Annotated in this window: 14 protein-coding genes; 3 read left to right on the top strand and 11 right to left on the bottom strand. The window is 62.4% G+C overall.

Annotation, left to right across the window (positions count from 1 at the left end; all coding sequences use genetic code 11):
• A partial coding sequence (locus tag Q1K49_RS12075) for an iron-containing alcohol dehydrogenase (protein ID WP_300526280.1) occupies positions 1–700 on the top strand: 700 nt, incomplete at its 5' end.
• Positions 701–728: 28 nt separating this feature from the next.
• On the opposite strand, the gene Q1K49_RS12080 is transcribed toward Q1K49_RS12075, so the two are convergent.
• The 8 genes from Q1K49_RS12080 to Q1K49_RS12115 form a co-directional block, all read right to left on the bottom strand.
• Entirely contained in the window at positions 729–1,388 is a 660-nt protein-coding gene (locus tag Q1K49_RS12080; RefSeq protein ID WP_300526281.1) for a permease, read from the bottom strand.
• The gene (locus Q1K49_RS12085) at positions 1,388–1,888 is read right to left on the bottom strand and encodes a permease (RefSeq protein WP_300526282.1); all 501 of its coding nucleotides are present in this window, start codon (positions 1,886–1,888) and stop codon (positions 1,388–1,390) included. Before Q1K49_RS12085 ends, Q1K49_RS12080 begins: the two co-directional genes overlap by 1 nt.
• Positions 1,889–2,287: 399 nt before the next feature.
• Positions 2,288–3,037, bottom strand: coding sequence for a class I SAM-dependent methyltransferase (locus tag Q1K49_RS12090; RefSeq protein ID WP_300526283.1), 750 nt, complete (start codon positions 3,035–3,037; stop codon positions 2,288–2,290).
• 172 nt (positions 3,038–3,209) lie between these two features.
• Entirely contained in the window at positions 3,210–5,060 is a 1,851-nt protein-coding gene (locus Q1K49_RS12095) for an ABC transporter ATP-binding protein (protein WP_300526284.1), read from the bottom strand.
• Entirely contained in the window at positions 5,053–6,783 is a 1,731-nt protein-coding gene (locus tag Q1K49_RS12100) for an ABC transporter ATP-binding protein (RefSeq protein ID WP_300526285.1), read from the bottom strand. Before Q1K49_RS12100 ends, Q1K49_RS12095 begins: the two co-directional genes overlap by 8 nt.
• A gap of 22 nt (positions 6,784–6,805) precedes the next feature.
• Positions 6,806–7,396 (bottom strand): MarR family transcriptional regulator, encoded by a 591-nt coding sequence (locus tag Q1K49_RS12105; protein WP_300526286.1) that lies wholly within the window; start codon positions 7,394–7,396, stop codon positions 6,806–6,808.
• A 378-nt stretch (positions 7,397–7,774) separates the two neighbouring features.
• On the bottom strand, positions 7,775–8,893 hold the full coding sequence (locus tag Q1K49_RS12110) for an HD domain-containing phosphohydrolase (RefSeq protein ID WP_300526287.1): 1,119 nt from the start codon (positions 8,891–8,893) through the stop codon (positions 7,775–7,777).
• Positions 8,880–10,064 (bottom strand): iron-containing alcohol dehydrogenase, encoded by a 1,185-nt coding sequence (locus Q1K49_RS12115; protein ID WP_300526288.1) that lies wholly within the window; start codon positions 10,062–10,064, stop codon positions 8,880–8,882. The genes Q1K49_RS12110 and Q1K49_RS12115 overlap by 14 nt, the downstream gene beginning before the upstream one ends.
• A 653-nt stretch (positions 10,065–10,717) precedes the next feature.
• Here Q1K49_RS12115 and Q1K49_RS12120 point away from each other — a divergent pair.
• Complete coding sequence (locus Q1K49_RS12120) at positions 10,718–15,385, top strand: BadF/BadG/BcrA/BcrD ATPase family protein (protein ID WP_300526289.1); 4,668 nt, start codon at positions 10,718–10,720, stop codon at positions 15,383–15,385.
• 64 nt (positions 15,386–15,449) lie between these two features.
• On the opposite strand, the gene Q1K49_RS12125 is transcribed toward Q1K49_RS12120, so the two are convergent.
• From Q1K49_RS12125 to Q1K49_RS12135, 3 genes are read right to left on the bottom strand one after another with little or no spacing between them, the layout of a single operon-like run.
• Positions 15,450–16,214 carry an ABC transporter ATP-binding protein gene (locus Q1K49_RS12125; protein WP_300526290.1) on the bottom strand — a complete coding sequence of 255 codons (765 nt, stop codon included), beginning with the start codon at positions 16,212–16,214 and terminating at the stop codon, positions 15,450–15,452.
• Entirely contained in the window at positions 16,208–17,284 is a 1,077-nt protein-coding gene (locus Q1K49_RS12130) for an iron ABC transporter permease (protein WP_300526291.1), read from the bottom strand. Before Q1K49_RS12130 ends, Q1K49_RS12125 begins: the two co-directional genes overlap by 7 nt.
• Positions 17,285–17,287: 3 nt before the next feature.
• Positions 17,288–18,475, bottom strand: coding sequence for an iron ABC transporter substrate-binding protein (locus Q1K49_RS12135; protein ID WP_300526292.1), 1,188 nt, complete (start codon positions 18,473–18,475; stop codon positions 17,288–17,290).
• A 114-nt stretch (positions 18,476–18,589) separates the two neighbouring features.
• Between Q1K49_RS12135 and Q1K49_RS12140 the strand changes: the two genes are divergently transcribed.
• Positions 18,590–19,210: an FmdE family protein gene (locus Q1K49_RS12140; protein ID WP_300526293.1), complete on the top strand. Its 621-nt coding sequence runs from the start codon at positions 18,590–18,592 to the stop codon at positions 19,208–19,210.
• Positions 19,211–19,536 lie beyond the last annotated feature (326 nt).

The raw sequence follows: 19,536 nt of genomic DNA on the forward strand, positions 1-19,536 counted from the left end.
GGTCATCACTGACACGACGGACAAGTTCAAGTTCAGCATCAGACATCCCCGGATCGCGGCGAAAGTCGCCCTGTGCGATCCCGGGCTGACTGCGTCCATGCCGAAGATGCTCACCGCCGCCACCGGCATGGATGCACTGACCCACGCCATCGAGGGGTTCACGGCCCTGCCCGCGGAGCCCATCGCGGACGCCTGCGCCCTGCACGCCATCGAGATGATCACGGCCTCCCTGCCGAGGGCCGTCCGCTCCGGAACCGACGACATGGAAGCCCGGACGGACATGCTCATGGGAAGCGTTCTGGCGGGCATCTCCTTCTCCCACTCCGACGTGGCGGCGGTGCATTGTCTCGCCGAAGCGCTGGGCGGCCTCTACGACGCACCCCACGGCATGTGCAACGCCGTGGCGCTCGCCCCGGTGATGGAATTCAATCTGCCCTACTGCGCAAAAAAGTACGCCCGGATCGCCGCCGCCATGGGATATTCCTTCGCGACCGACGAGGAAGGCGCCCGAAAAGCGGTGGCGCACGTGGCGAACCTGGCCGAGGAAGTGGGTCTTCCGTCCTTCGCCTCCCTGGGCGTCAAAAAGGAAGACCTGGAGACCATCGCCGCCTACTCCGCGCAGAACGGAAGCAACCGCAGCAACCCCAGGCCGATGACCCAAGAGGACTACCTGACGCTCCTCCGTTCGATGATGCGGTAGGATGCGGCGAAAAAGAACGCCGACTCCCTCACGCCTCCGTCTCGTACCGCGCCAGGAGGAGTCGGCGTTCTTCCTTCCCGAGAAAGAGTTCCGTGCCTTTCGCGATGAGCACGATCCCCACAAGGGAGACGGCGTAGCGGACCACGGCGAAGCGCCCTCCGAGGCTCCCCACCTCGAAGAGGAACATGGGGATTTTCATGGTGGACCATGCCCCGACGAAGACGAAGACGTTCCGAAGGCTCGCTCCCTTGACGAGCATCACCTCCGCGATGGGAAAAGAGAGGTAGAGCGGTCCCGCGGCGAGGGCGCCCAGAAGTGTGGCGAGCACGCCGCCCCGGATGCCGGATCCCTCCCCGAGCAGGGGAATGATCCGTTCCCGGGACACCCAGCTGTCAAAGAGCCCGAGGAGCAGAAACACCGGAGGCAGAAGACCGAGGACGGTGTAGGTGCTTTCCTTCCAGAGCCGGGCCACCTCTCTTCCCTGGGCCGGATTCAGAAAGAAAAGGGCGCCCAAAAGCGCGAGGGCGACGCCGAACGCAGGAAGCCCGCTCTTCCAACCGCCTCCCGGTGGAGGGGTCTTTCCGTTTCCGGACGGGCACTGCGCCCGTTCCGAACCGGGTCTCCCCTGTTTCGGCTGTTCCTGCCGCCGCTGCTCCTCCCGTATGTCCCGAACCGGAGACGTCGCCATCAGCGCACCGCCCAGAAGACGACATAGCCCGCCACGAAGGACCAGAGGTAGGCCAGGGCGTTTCTCGCGACCGCGGCCTTGCTCCCGAAGATCCGGGATTCCAGCGGAAGAGTGACCACACCCACCATCATCAGGGTGGAGACGAACACGCCGATCTGGAGCACCCCCGCCCCGGCGTCGAGGAGGATCTTCGCCGTGGGAAAGGCGACGAAGGCGGGAATAAGCGTTACGGCTCCCACCAGCGAGGCCAAAAACGCCCCGAAGAAACCGCTCTCTCCGCCCAGAACGCGCACGAGCACCTCCTGGGGAACGAGCACCACCCCGAGAGCGGCGAAGAGCATGATGGACCCCATGAGAAAGACCATGCCCGAGAGGGTCTTCCAGGCTTTTTTCAGGGCAAGCCGGGTTTTCGCCCTGTCCTGCATCCAGGAAAGGGCGAAGAGCACCCCCGTAAGGCCGTACAGAACCAGTGTCGAACAACGATCCACCGCGCACATCATTCCCTTCCGTTTCCCGTCTCGAACGACAGCACCGCCGCTGAATCCACGTGCACAATTTCCCTCGTCACCCCAGCCCGGACGGAACCCGAATGCGGGTCCACAAAAGGCAACGACAAGGCACCCCGAGGAAAGACATGCTTCGTGCCGGTTTCCGGAGAAAGCAACCGATGACGAAACGATTCTTCGTGAAAGGAACGCGTTCCCCCCGGAAAAGAATTCCCTTTCACGGTCGGCCGGGACAGAGTCCTTTCACTCGGATCGCAGGCTTTCGCCGGAGACAATCCTCTGGTGTCCTCAAAACCCGCGAGGCACCTCCGGCACGCTCCGCGCACTTTTCCAATTCCGGCGGCGCCGCAAGAATTTCGCCGCCGTTGCAAAAACTCCATCGGGAAGCGGAACTCATTTCTCCGCAACGAGCAGAAAGCGATGGAAAATGAAATCCCTGTATCCCCACTCCTGCATCTCTTCGTTCAAGAGACACAGTCGCCTGAAGTACGCGTCGATGGAAAAATCGGCAATCTGCCAGGGAATGCACTTCAGGTAATACACGAGACTGTATATATCATAGAACCGCGTTTTCCCGATGTACTCGCGACACGTCGTAATTTTGAACCCCGCATGCAAAAGGTTTTCTTTCGCCTTGAGCAGACACCAGCCGACATGGTCCGATGGAGGCGCGCCCAGAGACGCGTTGATGTCGAGGCCATTCATGCCGCCGACCTGCTGCGTGATGAATATTCCCGATGTCCTCAGTACTCTCGCCACCTCTTCGGCAGCAAACGATTCGTGACGGTTGATCACCAGGTCGAAGGAGCGGTCGTCAAACGGAAGCGCATCGTCGGTGGCGATTTCGACGACCTGCACGTTCTTCTCACGCAGTCGGGCTTTCGCGATCGGCACGTTCGGTGCGTATCCCTCCGTGGCAAACGTGACCGGAGGCAGTGCGGGCAGGGAATCGAGAAACTCACCGCCTCCGGTTCCCATGTCGAGCAGCGACTCGGAAGCGCAGACGGCATCCGTCACAACAAGACGATAATTCCAGGGCAGTGGATCCGAGACCATTCTTTCATTGACGTAGGAAAAATCCCAGCCGGAAAAAGATCTCCCGTATTCGGCCGTAAGGGCCTCAAAAAAGTCCTGCTCCGTCATTTCCTTCCTTGCCTCCATCTCCCGTCAAGTGGACGGGCCAGGGAATCCTCGACAGCCGGTGCGTTCGTCACAGCGACGAGATACACACTGCACGACAACCGCGGCTCCAAACCGCCTTGGGGAGTCCTCAACCTGATAGTCGAGCAACACCCTCCGCACCCGAGCACATGCATCACCCCCCAGGAACTCCATTCGGCATCCCTGTTTTGAACTGACTTTCATAGAGCCGGAAATAAAACCCCTTTTTCTCCAGCAAAGACTCGTGAGTCCCCTGCTCCACGACGCGCCCTCCGTCGATCACGACAATTTTGTCCGCATTTTTGATGGTGGACAGCCGATGGGCTATGACGAAACTCGTTTTACCCTTCATCAGTGTCAGCAATGCACTCTGAATGATCTGCTCCGTCCGGGTATCCACCGACGATGTCGCTTCGTCCAAAATAAGTACCGAAGCCCTGGACAGGAGACTCCTGGCGATGTTCAACAGCTGACGCTGTCCCTGTGAGAGATTCTGGCCGTTATCGGTCAGCACCGTATCATAGCCATGCGGCAATTGCAGAATAAATTCGTGGGCATGGGCCTGCTGGGCCGCTTCAACCACCTCCTCGTCGCCGGCGTCTATTCGGCCGTACCGGATGTTCTCCCGGATCGTATCCGAAAAGAGAAAAGTGTCCTGCAAAACCAACGACACGGATCGTCGCAGGCTACGGCGGGTGATCGCCTCGATAGGCATGCCGTCGATGCGGATCCTGCCGCCGTCGGTGTCGTAAAACCGAGTGAGCAGGCTGATGATCGTCGTTTTTCCCGCTCCGGTAGGCCCCACTATGGCCACCGTCTGGCCGGGTTCCGCGACGATATCCGCACCCCGAAGCACAGGCTTGCCGGGAACATAGGAAAAGCGCACGTTTTCGAACCGGATGTCCCCCTCTATTCTTTCGATGTCCGACGCACCATCCGCGTCGCACTCCGGTTGTCCGTCCATCGTTTCAAACACCCTCTCGGCGCTGGCCAGCGCCAATTGCAGCGAGTTGGCCATAGCGAGAATGTTGTTGATGGGATTGGTAAAATTGCGCATGTACAGCAAAAACGAGAAGACGACCCCCACCGTGACACCCCCAATGTTCCGAATGACACAGAAACCTCCCGCAACTGCCACGAGGAGGTAGGCGATGTTGTTGACCATGTTGTTGCACGGACCGATGATACCGCTCACCGCCTGTGCCCGAAAAGCGTCGCCCACGTAGCGGCGGTTGATCCGTTCGAAATCCTCCACCACACGCGTCTCGCGCGAAAACAACCGCAGTATTTTCTGTCCCGACACCATTTCCTCGATATAGCCGTTCAGCTTGCCCAATTCCCGTTGCTGTTCCACGAAGAAGCGCTGCACATTTCTCGCGATAATCCGCGTCGTGAAAAAAGTCAAGGGCGTCGTGATCAGGCAGACCAACGTGAGCGGAGGACTGAGAAACAGCATGGCTGCCAGCATGCCTGCAACGCTGACGATGCCGGTGAACAACTGCACTGTCGTCTGTGAAATCGCCGTATTGATGTTGTCCACGTCGTTCGTCAGCCTGCTCATCACATCTCCGCTGCTGTGAGCATCGAAATAGGCCGGCGGCAGATGTGCCACACGTCGAAACAGGTCGCGACGCAAAGCGGCGGATGTCCTCTGTGCCGCACGTATCGTCAAGATGCTCTGGACATAGCTCGATGCAACCCCGACGACGTACATACCCGCCATCAGGAGACAGACGATTCCCAGCATGCGCGCATCTTTGCGGGCGATGAAAGTGTCCACCGTGTAGCCGTTGAGACGTGTTCCCACAATGGTGATCCCCGTGGAGACCACTGCACAGACAAGGGCGAACAGGAGCGATGAACGCCAGCCGAGCAGATACTCCAGGATCCGTTTGAGCGTACCCGTGACGTTCGTCAGCCGAGGCTTCTCCGCAGCGAGGTAAAGCCATGGGCTCTGTCGCCCCGTGAAGTTGGGTTGAAGGGAAGGGTTTCTGTTCTCAGACACGAAGCAACGCCTCTTCTCCCAATTGGGACAGCACAATGGAGCGATAGATCTCGCTGGACTCCATGAGACAAGCATGGCTTCCCTGCGCCGCAATGCGCCCCTTGTCCATCACCACAATGCAATCACAATCCATAATGCTCGAGATACGCTGTGCAACGAGAATCAGCGTGATTCCTCCCGTTCTCTCGCGCAAAGCCGCCTGCAAACGCGCCTCGGTGATGGAATCCACCGCACTGGTCGCATCGTCCAGGATGAGAATGCTCGGTATCTGCAGCAGTGAGCGGGCAATACACAAGCGCTGTTTCTGCCCGCCCGAAAAGTTTTTTCCGCGCTGTGCCACCTCTCCGTTCAGCTCCCCCGGAAGAGCCCGAACGAACCCGTCGGCCCGAGCGGTTGCGACAGCCGCCCACAGTGCGACCTCATCGGCACTTTCATTACCGTAGCGCAGATTTTCCGCCACCGTTCCCGAGAACAGCACACTATTCTGTGGAACGAGACCTATCTTTTTCCGGAGCACATCCATCGGGATCTCCCGAACATCAACGCCGCCAAGACACACGCTGCCCTCATTCGGGTCGTAGAGGCGGGCCAGCAGTGCCGCAAGCGTGCTTTTTCCGCAGCCGGTCGCACCGACGATTCCGACCTTCTGCCCTCGGGGGATGTACAGGTCGATGTCCCACAACACCCTTTCGCCGCTCGTGTAGCCGAAACTCACATGACGCAACTCGATATCGTCATTCCGGGGTAATCGAGGATGCTCCGGAGGGGCAAGCGAGGAGTGGGTATGCATCACTTCTCGGATGCGCAGGGCCGAGGCCTGGGAACGGGAGATGTTGACCACGGAGTTCGCCAGCATCACCAGCGCATGCGTGATCTGCACCAGGTAATTCACGAAAGCCATGATTTTCCCCAAAGGAAGCACTCCACGAATCTGCATCAGACCGCCAAACCATAAAGCTGCTACAACACACAGATTCATTACCAATGTGACAATCGGCATGAGCAGAAAGGTCGCCTTCTGCGCCTTGATGCCATTGTCGGCAAGATCGACATTGGCTCGCTCGAACTGTGCAATTTGCCGATTTTCCAGCGCGAATGCCTTCACCACTTTCATGCCGAGCAGATTCTCGCGCACAACGCTGTTGATCCGATCCATCCGATTCTGTACCACAGTGTACAGAGGGACAGCCCTCCGGATGATCCATATCGCGCTGACCGTCAACAGAGGCAGAGCGACGCACAGGACAAGGGCCAGCCGAAAGCTGAGCAGAAACGACATGATGATGCCCCCTGCAAAAAGCATAGGAGAGCGAGACATCGCACGCAACAGCATCACCATCATCTCCTGAATCTGTGCCACGTCGTTGGTCGTCCGGGTCACGAGCGACGATGTCTCCAGGTTGTCCACCTCGGTGGCCGCGAGAGTGAAGATCTTCGAAAACAGACGCTCTCGTATCGAACCCGCCATGTGCGTCGCCGCATACGTAGCGAAGACGGAACAGCACCCCCCACCGACAAGACCGATCAGTGCAAAGAGAACCATGCGACCACCGGTGCGGAGCACGTAGCCGAGGTCACCGCTCGCCACCCCGATGTCGATGATATCCGACATCAAGGTAGGTTGCTGCAGATCCATGAAGACCTCGAGCAGCATGCACAAAGGCGCCAGGATCGCGCAGGTCCGTGCAGTCCCCTTGAGGTGCGTCCGCATCAGTTCGAACATGAGCCAGCCCCGTCTCCGCGCCTCATCGGCCACTTGTCGCACTCCCGGTTCTTCCACAGTGGTGATGGCCTCCGCAATCTCCTCCTGTACCGTCGCCTTCGCCGTCTCCCCGGCACTTTCGGCGTTCGCTCCCGTGATGGAACCCTCGGCATGCCTCGTCCTCGTGCCTCCGTTCACGGCCGACAACCAGCGATTGCTCTTTTTCGAGAAATGCGCACAGCTTGTCGCATATCGCACAAAACATCCCGGCCTCGTCGTCCGTCAGACAGGCACGCAGTTGTGCGTTCCGCTCCCTGTGTTCCGCTTCCAGCCGCACGTGTTCCTCAAAAGCCTTCTTCGCCGCAAACACGCGAATGACCCTGGAGTCGTTCTCATCCTTCTCCCGGCGGAGGTATCCACCCTCGCCCAGGCGCCTGAGCAGCTCGGTCAGCGATGCCGGGCGAACACCCATTCTTTTCGCCAGATCCGTGGTACGGATACCATCGTTCTGCAACACCAGATGCAGGAGCCGATGCGCTCCACGCGAAAGACACTGTTCGTCCGTCGGCCGCCGGCGCACCATCCGAAACAGCCGGGCAATATGCTCCATCAGATCATCCGCTTCTTTCAGCATCCGGAACTCTCCTTGAATATATTTAGGTACCGTAACATTTTATGCCAAGAGGACTCTCTCTTCAACCCTCTCCATCGATCGCTCCGTGCAAATACCCGGACAAACTGTCCACAAATCTCGACTTTCGTGGAGAATGCATTCTCCGGAGGTGTTTCGGGCAGTTCTTTCGGAGGAAAACCACAGGCGGGGCATGGGGACGTCACTGAAGCGAAGAAAACCTCCTTTCTGTTCCCGGTTTGTCCGGAAGGGCTCTTCGCATCTTCTTTCCCGCGAGCCTCCTCTGTCTTCGGCCTCTCGTCGGGAAAGTGTGAAAACACTACGCCAGAAGCATCACTACCGAGACTCCGGCACCGCATTCGGAAGGAAAACACTTCTGTATCACCCCTGCGAAAGTTCCTCCACCGGATGAGGGGCAAAGGCGAAGCCCTCCTCCAGCAATGCCGCACAGGCGTCCACCACGGCGACGTCGAACTGTCCGCCTCGTCCTGCGGCCAGTTCGGCGAGCACCGCGCTCCGGTCGTGGGCGGGACGATAGGGACGGTGGCTGGACATGGCCTCCGCCACGTCCGCCACAGCGAGAATCCGCGCAAGGGAGACAATCTGGCACCCCGAAAGCCCATGGGGGTATCCAGATCCGTCCAGGCGCTCGTGATGCTGTACCAGCGGCACCGACACGGAGGAGGGAAAATTTTCCCGGTCCATCAGGGTTTTACCGATGAGAGGATGCCGGTGCACGAGAAGCCACTCCACCTCCGAAAGAGGACGGGGTGCGAAGAGGATGTCCGTGGGAATCGCCATGAGGCCCATGTCGTGCATCATGGCCGCCGTGACGAGGTCGTAGAGTTCTCCGCCGCTCACGCCGAGATGTCTGCCGATGGCGGAGGCGAGCTGTGCCGTACGGCGCTGGTGCTGCCCCGTGAAGGAATCCTTCAGCTCCACGATGGCCGCCGTGAGGGACACCGTGCGCGAGCGGGCCTCCTCCACCTGGTGCAGGGTCTCCCGGAGCCGGTCCTCCGCAGCGAGGCGATCCTCCACATCCCGGAGGATGAGCACCGCATGGGCATCCTCGCTCGTTTCGGGCACGCTGACGGAGAGTTCACAGCGCCGCAGCCCCTCGTCGGTAAAGAGATCGAGCACGCAACGCCCCTCCTCGCCGGAGTCGAAGGCCGATGCCGCAAGAATGCGGTCCATGTCGACTCCCTCTCCGTTTCCGCCGAGGAGAAGGTTTTGCAGGGGAAGGCACTGCAGTTGAAGATCCTTCGCGCCCAGAAGCAGTCCGTAACGGCGGGCGGAGGCGTTGGCATAGCGGACGCACCCGTCCCGGAGGGAGACGAGAAAGATCGCGTCGTTGGCCCGGTCGAGAAGCGTGCGGAAACGCTCCAGTTCTCCCAGGCGCTTCTGAAGTTCCGGATAGTAGCTCTTGTGAAGGGACGAATCCCCGAGTCCCATGAGCCGGAGGCGCAACGCCTCCCGGTTCTTCGCATCACCAGGCTCCATGGAGCACCTCCTCCAGTTCCGCCGCATCCAGATGCCGCGGATTGGTAAGCAGGCAGGCGTCCTGGTAGGCGAACCGGGCGATTCTCGGAATGTCCTCCCTGCGCAGTCCGAAGTCCCGAAGACGCACTGCAATGCCGGAGATGCCGCCCAGCACCTCGACACGTGCGACAAGCTCTTCCAGAACCTTCTCCGGAGGCGTCGGAGCCACCGGGCACACCGACGTCATGCACTCCCCCTCCCGAAAGGCCTGGAGAATCCGGGCGAAACGTTCCGGCACGGCGGAATGGTTCGCGGCGCATCCGTGGCGCAGGAGCAGGGCGTTGCATTCCCCGTGGGGCAGATCGAGCGCTCCTCCGAGGCTGTGGGCAAGGGCGTGCACCATGCCGAGTCCCGCGTTGGAGAAGGCCAGGCCAGCGTAGAGGGATGCGAGCATCATGCCCCGCCGGTGCTCAAGGTTGTCGAGCGCCGCTGCCGCACCCGGAAGATGCCGCGCCACGAGGCGCACCGTCTCCAGGGCATGCAGATCCGTGAGGGGCGAGGAGGCATCGGAGACATAGGCTTCCACGGCGTGGGTGAGCGCATCCATGCCCGTGGCGACGGTGAGGTTCTTCTCCATGGTGAGTGTCGTGCGGGGATCGACGAGGGCCACATCGGGGACCATCGTCTTGCTGATGATGGCGAACTTCACCTTCCGGACCTCGTCGGTGATGATGGCGAACTGGGAGACGTCCGCGGCGCTTCCCGCCGTGGTGGGCACGCAGACGAGGGGCGGAGGCGGCAGGGAAACATTGTCCACCCCTTCGAACTCGAGGACGTGCTGTTCGTTGGAGACCACGGCGCCGATGGCCTTGGCACAATCCATGGGACTGCCGCCTCCGACGGCGAGAATCATGTCGCACTGTTCCCGGACGAACACGGAGGCACCCTCCATGACCGAGGCGGTGGAGGGGTTGGTGCGCACGTTCTCGTACACGGCGACGCTCAGGTTCGCCCCCTTGAGACTTTCCAGCACCTTCTCCGTCCACCCCGCGGCGATCACCCCCGGATCGGACACGACCAGAATTCGCCGACCGCCCAGATTGCGGACGAAACGACCGGCAAGTTCAAGAGCGCCTTCGCCGAAGACGATCTCGGGCGCGACGAATTTCCTCAAGGCCTCTCCACCTGCCATGACGTCGCCTCCCTCCAGCGCAATGCCGCGTGAAGCCGCCGCGACAGAATTGAACAAGGATGACTTCGTTTCATTCTACCATGCCGCGACCACCTCCATGCGTGAACACCTCCGGAAAGAAGCCCTCCCATAGATTTTCCTTCCTTCCGAGTCGCCTCCTCGGGAAGGGACATCCGGTGTTGTTACGCGACAGGATGAACTGACCCGGTAACGACATAACTGCTCCACCTCTCGACAAGAGGGCCATGATTCGTAAAGGGAGTCCTCTTCCGGCATCTTGAACCATGCCTGCGGGACGAAAAAGGGCAAACTTCGCACGGATCCCTCTCTCGCAACCCCCCGGCAGACATCCCCACGGAGGAACACCTCCACGTTCCACGAAGCGGAGCACTCCGATTCCTCCGGAGAAAGCGCCGGGGCTCCGAAGAGAAACGATGCGCACGCAAGACTCCATCGAAAACGACAACGCCGCCTCGTGCGGTTGACGCCGCAACGATTTCGGGACCCTTTTTCGCTCCGGAACGGGTGCCGTTCCTTTCCATCCGTCCCGAAACGGCGCATGCGTTGTGATATACTTTGCGCACTCAGAAACGTTCTCCGCCGTCAAGTGCGTACACGTGTTTTCAAGGGTGTTCCGAGGAAGGAGCCGACTCATGAAGGGCGTTTGCGTGGGATTCGATGCGGGTTCTGCGGTAATCCACTGGGTTGTCCTGGACGAATCGGGGCGAATCGTGGCGGCTCCGCCGGGGCGCTTTCATTTCGGAGCCCCCCTGGCGACGCTTCGCGGGATCTGGCATGAACTCCGCCGCGACCTGAACGGAACACCCATCCTCGCCACGGCCTTCACGGGCAGCGCTGCCGCTCCTCTCGCGGAGCTTTTTCCGGGAACGCTCTTCGAGTACGAGAGCGTGGCCATTCCCCGCGGCGTCGGAAACCTCGTCCCCGGAGCGACCTACGTGGCGCACATGGGCGCCAAGGACTCCTATTTCTTCACTCTCGGCACCGTGGACGCCCAGGGCGAAGGGAACGGAACCACTTCTTTCCCCGCCGTTTCCCGGACGGTCCTGCTCGACTGGAGCACGAGCACCAAATGCGGCGGCGGCTCGGGGACTCTTCTCGAAAAACAGGTACGACGCCTCTTCGGGAAAAACCTGGAGGGAGCGATCGTTTCCCGAAACGACCGGGAGGCGGCGCTTTCGGCCTGCTTCGCTGAGGCGGAGCAAGCGGCGGCACGCCACCCCTCCGAGGAGGGGTACAATGCCCGGTGCGGCGTCGTAATCCAGTCGGACCTCATCCACGACCAGAACGAGGGGCTTCCCCGGGACCGCATCGTGGCCAAGCTCCTCGCCACCGTGACGGCGAACTTCGTCACCGACGTTGTGGGCTACCGCGACCTCGATCCCTCCGCCGGCGCGGTCTGCACGGGAGGCGTCTTCGCCTCGCCGTGGATCCTCGAACGCCTCCGGACACTCACGGGACTCGCCTTCCACAGGCCCCCGGCTTTCGCGAACGTCGCCGCCCTCGGCGTCGCCCTCGGTGCCCTCGCCGCGGGCAACCGCGTCGTCGCGGAGCTGGACATCCTTCAGGAAACCCACTCCGGCAGCGAAAAAGGACGACGCTTCGCGCCGCCCCTGAGGAATGTTCTTCCCCTGGTGCATCTCCACGAAGGCGAAACGCCCCCCGCGTCTTTTCCGCAGAACGACTCGGAGGCGCATTTCCGGGACGTGGTCATCGGCGTGGACGGAGGCTCCACCACCACCAAGGCCGCCGTGCTCGATCTGGAGACGGGGTCACTTCTGGACGGCATCTATCTCGCCACCGCGGGAGATCCCGAGGGAGCGCTCCTGGAGGTCTTCCGTCATCTGGAGAAAAACCGCCGCGGCGTCTCCGTGGCGGGGGTCTGCACCACCGGATCGGCCCGGAAGCTCTACGAGCGCATGCTCCTCTCCCGGAATAAAAAAGAAAGCGCCCTGGCGGAAGGATGCGTCGTCGCCGACGGCGCCGTGGACGAGATCACCTGCCACGCCGCGGCGATCAAGTTCTGGGACCCCGACATCGACACGGTCTTCGAGATCGGCGGGCAGGACATGAAGTTCACCACCTTCAAACGCACCGCCGAGGGAGCCACGGACGAGATCCGGGAGGCCCGCATGAACTACTCCTGCCAGGCGGGAGCCGGGCAGACCCTGGAGAACCTGGCGCGCATCCTCGGCATGGACGTGAAGGATTCTCTGCAGGAGGCGGCACTCCGGGCGGAACGGGTCCCCCTCATCGACGCCACCTGCGGCGTCTTCATGGAGATGGACGTAAACCGTCTCATCGCGGAGGGACTTCCCCCGGAGGAGATCGCCGCCGGAGTGGTGCGCGGCACTGCGGAAAGCTATTTCACCAAGTTCGTGGGCGGCAGGAAGGCCGTGGGAGAACGCTGCTCCTGCCAGGGAGGCCCCTCCCTGGGAAAGGCGTTCCTCGCGGGACTCGCCGCCGTGACGGGAACGGAGATCCACGCCTACCCGAACCGGGAACTTTTCGGCGCCGTGGGGGCGGCCCTCGTGGTGCGGGACGCGCTGCGCAAGGCCAGGCGCGAGGGACGGGAGACACGCAGCGCCTTCCGCGGCTGGGAGGCAGTCCGCTCCCGCATGGAGAGCGCGGAGGTACTCTGCCGGGAGCACTTCGGAGAGCTTTCCTGCGGTCAGCGCAATTGCAAACTGCGCATCTTCCGCATGGAGGGAGAGGACGTTCTCACGGGAGGCTTCTGCCCCCGGGGCAACAGCGAGACCTCGGGGCGCGAGCGCCCCGACTACGTGGAGATCTTCCACTCCCTGATGGAACGCCATTTTGACGGCATCCGGTGGCAAGACCTGCCCGAACTGGACCCGGAGGACGCGGAGCGCACCGTGGTGATACGACGGAGCAATTCCACGCTGGGACACCTCGGCATCTGGTCCGCGAGGGTACTCCACCGGCTGGGATTTCTCCCCGTGCTCACTCCCGCGACGGACGACGACATCGTCCAGCGGGGCATCAAGCGGGCCCGCACGGAATTCTGCATCGCCATGAAGATCTCCACGGGGCATGCCCTTCTTGCCGCGTCGGAACCGCGCATCGCCTACGCCTTCAATCCCGCTTTCATCGAGGAGCGTCAGGAACGCCCTCCCCATCTCAAGTTCTGCGTCTACAGCGAGGCCGAGGGGTTCATCCTCCGGGACGCCCTGGGGCGCCTGCGGGACCGCTGCATCGATCCCGTGTGGTACCTTGGAGACCGCAAGGGCATGGCGGCGGAGTTGAAGCGTGTCCTAGCGAAGCTCGGAAGGACCGTCCCGGACGTGACCATTCTTGAGGCCTTCGCCGATGCCGACGCGGGTACCGCCGCTTTTCTGAACGACCTAGCCCGGATCGGCGACAGCTTCCTCGACGCGGTGCGGACGAGCGGCGAACCGGGCTACGTCGGACTGGGACGCGACTACGTAGTGCTGGATCCGAAGGCATCCTCCTCGTCGGGACACATGTTCTCCAAGGTGCGGGGCATGCGGTACATCCCCCAGATCTTCCTGCAGCACCGCTACCGCCATCTCTCCGTGGAGGGAGTGGCGGAGAATGAATACTGGTTCCACAGTCTGGACATTCTCAAGGCATCGCTCTTCGTGGCGAAGACACCGGGGCTCTATCCCATTCGGCAGATGAATTTCGCCTGCGGGCCGGACTCCATCAAGTTCTTCATGGAGGAAACGCTTTTCTCCCGGGTGGACAAACCCTTCCTCCATCTCGTCACCGACGCCCAGACCAACAACGCACCCTTCGTGACCCGTGCGGAGGCCCACGAGCGCATCGTCCTCCGAAGCGCCCTGTCGGGAAAACGGGGGTCTCCTTCTCAGCAGACGGGAGCGCTTGAAGAAAAGGCGTCCACGGAAGGGACGGAACCGGTTCTCCCCTGCCTCGGAGCAGTGCCCGGCGCTGCGGCGACACGTGCCTCGGAATGCCGCCCGTCCTCCCCGGACGGGGAGAACCGAACGCGGCGAACCGGATGGGCGCGGAAACGCTGCTGGCTCGTCCCCAACATGGGGGACGCGTCGCGCATCGTCACGGCCTTCTTTCGCCATCGGGGCATCGCCGCCCGGGCGATTCCCACGGACACTCCGGCGTCGCGGGAGCGCGGCGCGGCGCTCATCAAGACCGAGACGTGCTTTCCCCTCAAGGGCGCCGTGGGAGACGTGACGGCCTTCCTGGACGAGCTGGCCGCAGAGCACGGCGGCAGGGAACAGGTCGGCGCGGCCTTTCTTCTCGCCCTTCCCACGGCGAGCGGCCCCTGTCGTTTGGGCAAGTACGCGGAGGTGCTCCGGATCCTCCTGGACCAGCAGGGCTTCGACACGCTGCCCATCCTCCGCACCTCCTGCGACGACGCCTACCTGGACATTCTCGACGCCGCCGGAGCCGTTTCGTTCAGGGACAAGGCTCTTCTCGCCGCGGGGCTCTACATGACGGCCAGACTGGCGGACGCCTTCGACGACGCGGCCCTCCGCTTCCGCCCCTACGCGACGGACCGGAACCGCTTCGAGGACTACCGGAAGGAACGCCTCGCGGCACTGGAGACGGTGCTCGCCGCAAAGGGCATCTTCTCCCGGCGCATCTTCCTCTGGGCACAGGAGACGCTCGACGGCTTCTCCGCCCTCGCTCCCCGGGCCTTCTCCGTTCGTTTTCCCCTCGTCCTCTACGCGGGAGAGATCTACATGCGCCAGCACGACCCCTACACGCGGTTCGTGATCCACACGCTGGAACAAGAAGAGCTCGAAGTCGTGCGGGGCCCCATCTCGGAGTGGATGGACTATGTGGCGCATCTCGCGGGGGAGAGAAAGAGCGGACTGGTCCGCATGGTGGGGAGGGCTTTCCTGAGCTGGGCGGATCGATGGGCGGCCCGTCTCTTCCGAGGGATCACGAAGGACCGGCAGGTTCTCCCCTCCCCCGAGACGGTGCTCTCCCGCATCGAGGAAGCGGACATCTTCTCCCGGCACATCACCGGAGAATCGCCTCTCTCCATCGGCCTCTTCTTCGAATTTCTCGAGGGAAGGCTCCGGAGCCGCGAGGGCGGCCCCGAGATCTGCGGCTACTTTCACGTGGGACCCTTCACTTGCATGCAGGAAGGAGTCGCCACGGCGATCATGAACGATCTTGCGCGGGAGCGGCGGCGGCGTTCGCCCGATGCACTGGTCCCGGTGGTCCACGCCTTCTTCGGCGATTCGCCGAACCCGAACCTGCGGGCGGAGATCGCCGCCTTCCGGGAACAGGTGTACCTGAAATCCGCCATGAACCGCAGAAAGGTCTCGTGACGCGTCGTCATCGCACTGCGGAGTCGCCGTCACGTTTTCCGACAGCGGCCCCCGCTTGAGCCGTTCAGGTCGGAAGAGGCTCCCCGGGGAGCACCACGGGGGTGCCGCGATGCATGGTCATCTCCACACGGACATCGTAGACGCGCTCCACCATATCGCGTGTGAGCGTCCCCTGAAGTGCATTCTCCACGAGACAGCCCTTCTTGAGAAAGAAGAAGCGCGTTCCGTAGCGGAGCGCCAGATTCAGGTCGTGCATGGACACCACCACCGCCATGGCATGCTCCCTGGCGATGCGGGAGACGGTCTCCATGGCCTCAAGCTGGTTCCTGAGATCGAGATTGCTCGTCGGCTCGTCCAGGAGCAACACCTTCGGCTCCTGGAGCAGCGCCCGGGCGATCCCCACCTTCTGCCGCTCTCCACCGCTCAATTCGTCCAGATAGCGGAGCGACAGGTCGGCCAGCCCCATGCGGTCGAGGATCGCCGCGGTCATGGCCACATCCTTCCGGGACATGCGCCAGGCGATGTGAGGACGGCGACCGAGCAGCACCGCATCAAAGACGGTGGTCTCCGTCACCGGCTGTGTCTGAGGAATGTAGGCGAAGGTCCGCCCCAGTTCGTTCCGACTCATGGAGGCGACAGGGCGCCCTTCCACCGACACCGTTCCCGATGCGGGAGCGAGGATACGGTTCAGGCACTTGAGAAGCGTGGTCTTCCCCGCACCGTTGGGACCCAGAACCACCGCGATGTCCCCCCGTTCCACCGTCAGGGAGATTTCGGAGAGGACCGGCGCCGCTCCGTAGCGAAAAGAGAGATTCTGCACCGTCAGCACGTTTTCTTCGACCTCCTGCAGAGCAGCCAGAGAAAGACCGGCGCCCCGAGGAACGCCGTGAGGATCGCCACGGGCAGTACATGCGGCGCCAGAATGAGCCGGGCCGTCGTGTCCGCCGCAAGGAGAAGGCAGGCACCCACGAAGGCCGCCCCGGGGAGCAGAAAGCGGTGATCGTCCCCCAGAATGCGCCGCGTCATGTGGGGCGCCACGAGCCCCACGAAGCCGATGACGCCGAGAAAAGCCACCACCACCGCCGTGAGGAGCGACGCCACACCCAGAGACCACATCCGGAGGCGCGCCACGGGAACGCCGAGCCCCAGGGCCGTCTCGTCACCGCTGTCCATGGCGTTGTAGTTCCACACGTTCCGGAAGAAAAACAGGGAAGCGCCCCCCACGACGAGAGCCATGACCCACAGTTCCCGCCAGCCCGCACGTCCCACGTCGCCGAAGCTCCAGAACACCACCGCCGCGAGCTGCACGTCCGTGGCGAAATACTGGAGAAACATGGTCCCCGCGGAAAAGAGGGAGTTCAGCGCCACCCCCGCGAGGATCATCGCCTCCGGCGAGGCGGTGCGCATTCTGGAGATGAGAAGCACGATCCCCGACGCGAGGAGGCAGAAGAGAAAGGCGACCCCCGTGGTCTCCAGGGGACTTGAGATCTGTACCGCGTCGGCCATGCGGCTTCGCATCACTCCCGTCCCGAGAAGGATCACCGAAAAAGCCGCCCCGAAGGCCCCCGCCGAGGCAATGCCGAGCGTGAAGGGCGACGCCAGAGGATTGCGCAACACGGACTGCATCACCACGCCCGCCGACGAGAGCGCCCACCCCGCCACCACCGCCGCCAGGGCGTGGGGAAGACGGATCTGGAGCACGATCATGTCCCACCTGGGGGAGACGTGCTCCCCCAGAAGCGTCCGCAGTACCTCCCCCGGAGGAATGGAAACCGCACCGAGGGAAAGGGCCAGCAGAAAGAGGAATCCGAGCAGAAGGCCGCCTCCGAGAAGCAGCATCCCCTTGCGGAATTGGTGGCGCAGGTAGTCCCGCGGCATCGAGCCGCCTTCCAGATGCACCCCCTACTCCTCCAGGGGGATCTTCTTGAAGACGAGTCCCTCGAACGCTTCGTCCAACTGGGCGAAGAGGGGTTTCCCCACGAGGAACGTGTAGATCTCGTCGGCCTTCGCCTCGGGACGCACGTCGGCAAAACGGTCCGGATAGAGAACGGTGCCGATGAAATAGGCATCGGCGAGCACCGAGCCGTAGTTGGTGGTGTAGGAGTTGTAGGGGAGAACACCGTAGACGTCGCCCCCCGAGACGGCGGAAAGGGAACGGTAGACGGGATCCGTCCTCAGCTCGATCAGGCCGTTCACCTCCTTGCCCGATCCGAGTGTTCCGAGATCGAGAAAGACGAGTTCCGGATCCCACAGAAGAAGCTGTTCCTTGGCGATGTCCGCCTGGCGGAGCTGTTTGTCCCCCCTTGCGGGGTCAGCCGCGACGTTTCGGGCGGAGAGGAAGAGAAAGGGAGGATAGCCGGGCTCCGTGGACTGAAACCCGTGAGTGCCGCGCGATCCGATACCGCCCACGTAGCAGCTTCGGCGCTCCGCCTCGGGCACATCTCCCGCACGCCGCATCAGGTCGGCGATGGCCTCTTCGAAGAAGCGGATCACCGCTTCCGCCCGTTCCTCCACACCCAGCACCGTTCCCATGAGCCGAAGCGTCTCGTAGAAGGCACCACGGTTCCGCCCGAGGTCGCCGTAATCGAGCACCACCACGGGAATTCCCGTTTTCTCCTGGAGCTGCACCGCATCATAGCCGCTCTCGCTGTAGGTCTTGAAGATCAGTTGCGGCTGCGGATCGAGGCCCGCGATGAGCTCCGGATTGTCCTGTCCGCGGAACTCGCCGAAGAGGGGAAGGTCGCGGAACTGCGGGTTCGCCACCGCGTAGGGGCGGGCGTCGGCCACTCCGGTGCGATGCTCGATGCTGTCCACCGCCACCACGCGATCCTGGGCACCGAGATAGACCAGCAGGCGCAGACATCCCGAGCCGGAACAGAGCACCCGTTCCGGATGGAGCGGTACGGCCTGCTCCCTGCCGAGCGCATCCCGAATGGAAACCGTCTTCGTTTCCTCCGCCGCGAGAGCGGTCCGGGGACAGGACAATCCTGCAGCGACAGACAGAACGACAACCAAAACCAGTGCGGCAAATGCACCCGAAGACCTCCGGGCAGTTCGAAAATGCCACCATGTTGCTGTAGCGCGTGTCATGACTGGGCCCTCCTGCGTACTACAAATTTTGAACTTCGTGTTACTATTGTACCTATCCCGGCGAAAAAGGCAAACGCCCGCCGGGAATGTCCGGACAGAAGGGAGTCTTCATTCATGACATGCGCACTGTCGCAGGAAACGTTACAGCAGGTCGTCACCTTTCACGGCCACTCCTGTCCCGGCCTGACGCTGGGCATCCGCGCCGCCGAGATGGCGCTGCGGGAGTTGGGCCCCCGGGCGGACGACGAGGAGATCGTGGCGGTCACCGAGACGGACATGTGCGGCGTGGACGCCGTACAGTTTCTCACAGGATGCACCTTCGGCAAGGGAAATCTCCTCTACCGGGATCGCGGCAAGGTGGCCTTCAGCTTTTACCGCCGGAGCGACGAAAAATCCTTCCGCCTCGTGGCGAAGCCGTTCCGCATGGACGGAGACGATGGCAGCAGGCAGGATATCCTGCGACGCAAGGCGGCGGTACAGGAACTCACTCCGGAGGAAACGGAGGAGCTGCATCGGATCCGGCAGAAGAGGATCGACGCCCTGCTCGCCGCCCCGCTGGAGGAACTCTTCGACATCAAACCCGTCGAGGAGTCCCTGCCGCCCAAGGCCCGCCTCTTTCGAAGCGTCCCTTGCGCCTGCTGCGGCGAGATCTTCATGGAACCCAAGGGGCGCCTTTTCGAGGGAGAGACGCTCTGCCTTTCCTGCTTTGAAAAGAGGACGGGGCGGAAGGACTGAGCCGTCCTCACGACGACACGGGGAGTGTCACGTATCTTTTCGCAAAAATTGAGGAAGCTCTGATGAAAGGGGGTTCCCTCTCTCTCTCCCGGGGCGCCGCTGCGCCTTCCTGAGGTCGGCGTGGCGCTTTTCAGAAGTTCCTTAGGAAATGAGCCATCCTCGTGAGGGGTTTACTCCGGCAGGAGCGCGGCCCTGATGTCGCCTGCAGCCCGACTGGAGTCCAGTCGCTACCTCGGGCAGGGACCTGTTGACCGAACACAAAAAGGCACTCCTGGAAAAGTGTGGCTCATCGCCGCAGACGGCCGCCGAACACCATGAAAACCCTT

This window comes from Aminiphilus sp., from assembly GCF_029975095.1.
Lineage (GTDB): Bacteria > Synergistota > Synergistia > Synergistales > Aminiphilaceae > Aminiphilus.

Coding starts and splice junctions, on each gene's coding strand:
- Q1K49_RS12110 (WP_300526287.1), bottom strand. CDS start 8,893: ATGGAGCCTGGTGATGCGAAGAACCGGGAGGCGTTGCGCCTCCGGCTC.
- Q1K49_RS12115 (WP_300526288.1), bottom strand. CDS start 10,064: ATGGCAGGTGGAGAGGCCTTGAGGAAATTCGTCGCGCCCGAGATCGTC.
- Q1K49_RS12080 (WP_300526281.1), bottom strand. CDS start 1,388: ATGGCGACGTCTCCGGTTCGGGACATACGGGAGGAGCAGCGGCGGCAG.
- Q1K49_RS12140 (WP_300526293.1), top strand. CDS start 18,590: ATGACATGCGCACTGTCGCAGGAAACGTTACAGCAGGTCGTCACCTTT.
- Q1K49_RS12085 (WP_300526282.1), bottom strand. CDS start 1,888: ATGATGTGCGCGGTGGATCGTTGTTCGACACTGGTTCTGTACGGCCTT.
- Q1K49_RS12100 (WP_300526285.1), bottom strand. CDS start 6,783: ATGTTCGAACTGATGCGGACGCACCTCAAGGGGACTGCACGGACCTGC.
- Q1K49_RS12090 (WP_300526283.1), bottom strand. CDS start 3,037: ATGACGGAGCAGGACTTTTTTGAGGCCCTTACGGCCGAATACGGGAGA.
- Q1K49_RS12120 (WP_300526289.1), top strand. CDS start 10,718: ATGAAGGGCGTTTGCGTGGGATTCGATGCGGGTTCTGCGGTAATCCAC.
- Q1K49_RS12135 (WP_300526292.1), bottom strand. CDS start 18,475: ATGACACGCGCTACAGCAACATGGTGGCATTTTCGAACTGCCCGGAGG.
- Q1K49_RS12105 (WP_300526286.1), bottom strand. CDS start 7,396: ATGCTGAAAGAAGCGGATGATCTGATGGAGCATATTGCCCGGCTGTTT.